Origin of the sequence: Actinomadura sp. CNU-125 (genome assembly GCF_001942465.1) — a bacterium.
GTDB lineage: Bacteria > Actinomycetota > Actinomycetes > Streptosporangiales > Streptosporangiaceae > Spirillospora.
This window is the reverse complement of sequence record NZ_MKJY01000368.1, coordinates 1-4083: the sequence shown is the minus strand read 5'-3', so window position 1 is coordinate 4083 and position 4083 is coordinate 1. Positions and strand designations below refer to the sequence as shown.

The following is a 4083-nucleotide window of genomic DNA, read 5'->3' as shown; positions in this document are numbered from 1 at the left end:
CGCCCGGCGACGGCCCGCCCCACGCCGACGTCCCGCCCGGCGGCGGCCGTCCGCCCTACGCGGACGTCCCGCCCGGCGCCGAGCCCCGGCTCGGCGGGGGTGGGCGGCCCGGAGCCGGTGCCGGGGGCGGGGAGGACGTGGAGGCGCTCGCTGTGGTGCAGCGGGTCGCCGACAACAACGTGCGGCTCGTCGCCGAACACACGCCCGCGGTGTTCCGGGGGGACGTCCTGCTAATGGTGGCCACTCGGGCGCGGCCTCGGCGGTTGCCCGCGGAGCGGGCGGTGGAGGTGTGGCGGCGCTACGCGAGCGGTGTCGTCGAGGCGCATCGGGTGGACGCCGATCACCACGGGCTGCTCGCGCCGGAACCCGCCGCGCTGATCGGGCGGCTGCTGTCCTCGAAGCTCGCCGCGAACGACGAGCGACCCAACTAACGCCGGGAGGCGGAGTGTCAGAGATCACGTCCTTATCGAACGGAGCCGGGCGGGAACGCGACGTCGTGGACGACGCCGACCCCCGGGCGCTGATCTGGGACCTGCTGCGCGGGCAGTGGCGGTTCTCCGCGCTGTACGCGTTCGTCGAACTCGATGTGGCGGGCGCGCTCGGCGGCGGGCCGCTGACCGCGGGGGAACTGGCCGAGCGGCTCGGTGTGGACCGGGTCGCGGTGGGGCGGTTGCTGCGGACGGTCGCGGCGCTCGGCGTCGCGCGGTCGGTGGGCGGGCCGGAGACGCCCCGGTACGCGCTCACCGCCGCCGGGGACTCGCTGCGCGCCGACGCGCCCGGCTCGATGCGGTCGGTGTCGCTGCTGCAGGGCGCGCCGGTCCTGCTGGACGCGATGGAGTCGCTCGCCGACGCCGTCCGGGAGGGACGCTCGTCGTTCGCGGCGCGGTTCGGGTCGTTCTACGGGTGGCTCGCCACCGACCCGGACGCGCGGCGGCACTTCGACGTGTTCATGACGACGCGGTCCCGCGCCGTCGCGGACGCGGCCGTCGCCGCCTACGACTTCGGCGGGATCGGGACGCTCGCCGACATCGGCGGCGGGAAGGGCACGGTGCTCGCGACGGCGCTGCGCGCCGAGCCCGGCATGCGGGGCCTGCTGCTGGACCTGGAGCCGGTGATGGCGGGCGCCCGCGAGTTCCTCGCCGCCGAGGGCGTCGCGGACCGGTGCGAGCTGGTCGTCGGGGACTTCTTCCGCGCGGTGCCGCGCGCGGACGCGTACCTGCTGTCCAACATCGTCCACAACTGGGACGACGACGACGCGCTGCGCATCCTCGGCAACATCCGGCGCGAGATCCCCGCGCACGGCCGGGTCCTGCTGCTGGACATGCTGCTGCCGGAGGACGACCGGCCGCATCTCGGCAAGGAGATGGACATGCGGCTGCTGGCCCTCTACGACGGCGGGCGGGAGCGCGGCGAGCACGAGTACCTGGCGCTGCTCGGCAAGGCGGGTCTGCGCACCGAGCGGGTGATCGAGCTGCCGAACGCGCTCAGCCTGATCGACGCCCGTCCCGAGTGAGCCGGGAGTGCCGATGAAGTCTTCGGACGGTGCCGCGCGGCGTGCGCGGCGGCTCGCGGTGCCGGTGGCCCTGGTGCTCGGCGGCGGCCCGGTGGCCGTCGCGGGGGTGCCCGCCGCGGCGGCGGCCCCCGCCGGGCGGCAGAGCCTCGACGGGAGCGGCAACAACGTGCGGCACCGCGACTGGGGCCGCGCCGGGACGAACTATGCGCGGGTCGCGCGGGCGCGGTACGCGGACGGGAAGAGCGAGCCGGTCACGGGCCGAACGCCCGGACCGTCAGCAACCGGGTGTTCAACGACGAGTTCTTCGACGAGAACGATGCCGGGTTCTCGGTGAACATCTTCTCCGAGCAGCAGCTCAGCCAGTGGGCGTGGGCGTGGGGTCAGTTCGTCGACCACGAGATCGGGCTGCGCAGCGGCGTGCTCCGCAGCGACCCGCAGGGGGAACGGGCGGACATTCCGGTCGACGGTGGCGATCCGCTGGAGACGAAAGGCGACCCGTCCGTCGTCAAGTTCACCCGTTCGACCCCCGCGGAGGGGACGGGCACGACGAACACGCGGGAGCAGATCAACAACGTCAGCTCCTACCTCGACGGGTCGGCGGTCTACGCCACCGCGGCGGAGCGCCTGGAATGGATGCGGGAGGGGCCGGTCGACGGGAACCTCGCGAACAACGGCGCGCGGCTGCTGCTGCCGGGCGGTCACCTGCCGCGCCGGGACGCGCGCGGCGACGTCGCGGCGGCGCCCGAGGTGGAACTCGGCGGGGAACTCCTCGCCGACCCGGGGAAAGCGGTCGTCACCGGCGACCCGCGCGCGAACAACAACACCGCCGTCACGTCGGTGGAGACGCTGATCGCGCGGGAGCACAACCGGATCGTGGACCGGCTGCCGGACTCGCTGAGCGAGGAGGAGAAGTTCCAGATCGCCCGGCGGGTGGTCATCGCGAAGGTGCAGTACATCACCTACAACGAGTTCCTGCCCGCGCACGGCGTCGACCTTCCCCGGTACCGGGGCTACGACCCGTCGGTGAACGCGACGCTCAGCAACGAGTTCGCGACCGTCGCGTACCGGATCCACAGCATGATCCACAGCGGGTTCCCGATGGAGACCGAGCGGTCCCGCTACACCGAGGAGCAGATGGAGAAGTTCCGCGAGATGGGCTTCAACATCGACCCGAGCGACGACCCCGCCAAGGTGAAGATCCAGTTCACGCTGGCGCAGGCCCGGGACAACCCGATGATCATTCCGGTGATCGGGCTCGGGCCGTTCCTGCAGGGGCTCGGCTCCAAGGCGCAGTACCACAACGACGAGCAGATCGAGCGGGAGCTGCGGGACGTGCTGTGCTCGGCGCCCGACGCCGAGCCGCGCTGCGTGTTCGACCTGGGCGCGCTCGACCTGCAGCGGGGCCGCGACCACGGCATGCCCTCCTACAACGAGATGCGGCGCGCCTACGGGCTGCCGCCGAAACGGACGTTCACCGAGATCACCGGCGAGTCGACCGCGGAGTTCCCCACCGACCCGCTGCTCACCGCCGGGGACGAGATCAACGACCCGGACGCCATCGACTTCGTCCGCATCACCAACCTGTTCGGCAGCGGGGTCGGCCCCGAGAACCACTTCGAGGACACCAGCGCGGTGTCGTTCGCGCGGCGCACGACGCTGGCGGCGCGGCTGAAGGCGCTGTACGGGTCGGTGGACCGGCTCGACGCGTACATGGGGATGCTCGCGGAGAAGCACGCCGGCCCGGAGTTCGGGGAGCTGCAGCGGGCGATGTGGGCCCGCGAGTTCCGCCGCCTCCGCGACGGCGACCGGTTCTTCTACGGCAACCAGATGCCGGTGCTGCGGCAGATCCAGCGGCGCTACGGGATCGACTTCCGGGAGAACCTCGGGGACCTCGTCGCGAACAACACCGACCTCGAACGGGCGGACCTCACGGGGAACGTCTTTTTCGCCAAGGGCCAGGTGCCCCCCGAACGCTGCGCGGTGACGTACCGCAAAACGGCGCAGACCGGCACCGGTTCGGGGACGTTCACGGCCGCGCTGCGCGTCACCAACCTGTCGCGGCGGCCGCTCGACGCCTGGGCCGTCCGGTTCCGGTACGGGGACGGGCAGGAGATCACCGGAGCGACGGGCGGGGGCGTCGCGCAGAACGGTGCCGACGTGCCGATCTCCGACCCGCCGGACGGGGGCGTGATCGCGCCCGGACGGAGCCGCATGATCGAAATATCCGGAAAGTGGCGGGATCGCAATACCGACCCGTCCGCCTTCTCTCTCAACACCACACCCTGCCGTTCCCGATGAACGGCGATTCGGTCACGTAATGGACGTCGCGGGTGCCGGGGATTGCGGGAATGCATGATTTCCCGCTGATACCTTCCCGCAACCGCTCGCCCGGTAGAACGAAAGTCAGAACAGATTCGGCGACTCGACGAGAGGTGCGACGAGATGCAGACGGATACCGACCGCGGCGAGGGGCGTGCCGCGCGGCGGCCGCGCCGCCTCCGGCCGCTGGTGACGATGGCGGCGGCGGTCGCGGCCGTCGGGCTGCTGGCGGGCGCTGCGGCGACGACGGG

At 72.4% G+C, this 4083-nt stretch carries 2 protein-coding genes and 2 pseudogenes; all 4 read left to right on the top strand.

The window, feature by feature from the left end:
- A pseudogene (locus tag BJF79_RS56175) lies at positions 1-431 on the top strand (hypothetical protein); the annotation flags it as partial.
- A gap of 65 nt (positions 432-496) precedes the next feature.
- Positions 497-1513: a methyltransferase gene (locus BJF79_RS33730; protein WP_075903543.1), complete on the top strand. Its 1017-nt coding sequence runs from the start codon at positions 497-499 to the stop codon at positions 1511-1513.
- Positions 1514-1526: 13 nt separating this feature from the next.
- Positions 1527-3367 (top strand): annotated as a pseudogene (locus BJF79_RS33725) (peroxidase family protein); the annotation flags it as partial.
- A complete protein-coding gene (locus tag BJF79_RS67605; protein WP_410050176.1) occupies positions 3341-3811 on the top strand; it encodes a cellulose binding domain-containing protein in 471 nt (156 codons plus the stop codon). The pseudogene BJF79_RS33725 and the gene BJF79_RS67605, both read left to right, overlap by 27 nt.
- Positions 3812-4083 lie beyond the last annotated feature (272 nt).

What these genes read in the sequence shown, in the direction of transcription:
- BJF79_RS67605 (WP_410050176.1), top strand. Translation starts at nt 3,341, where the DNA reads ATGCCGGTGCTGCGGCAGATCCAGCGGCGCTACGGGATCGACTTCCGG.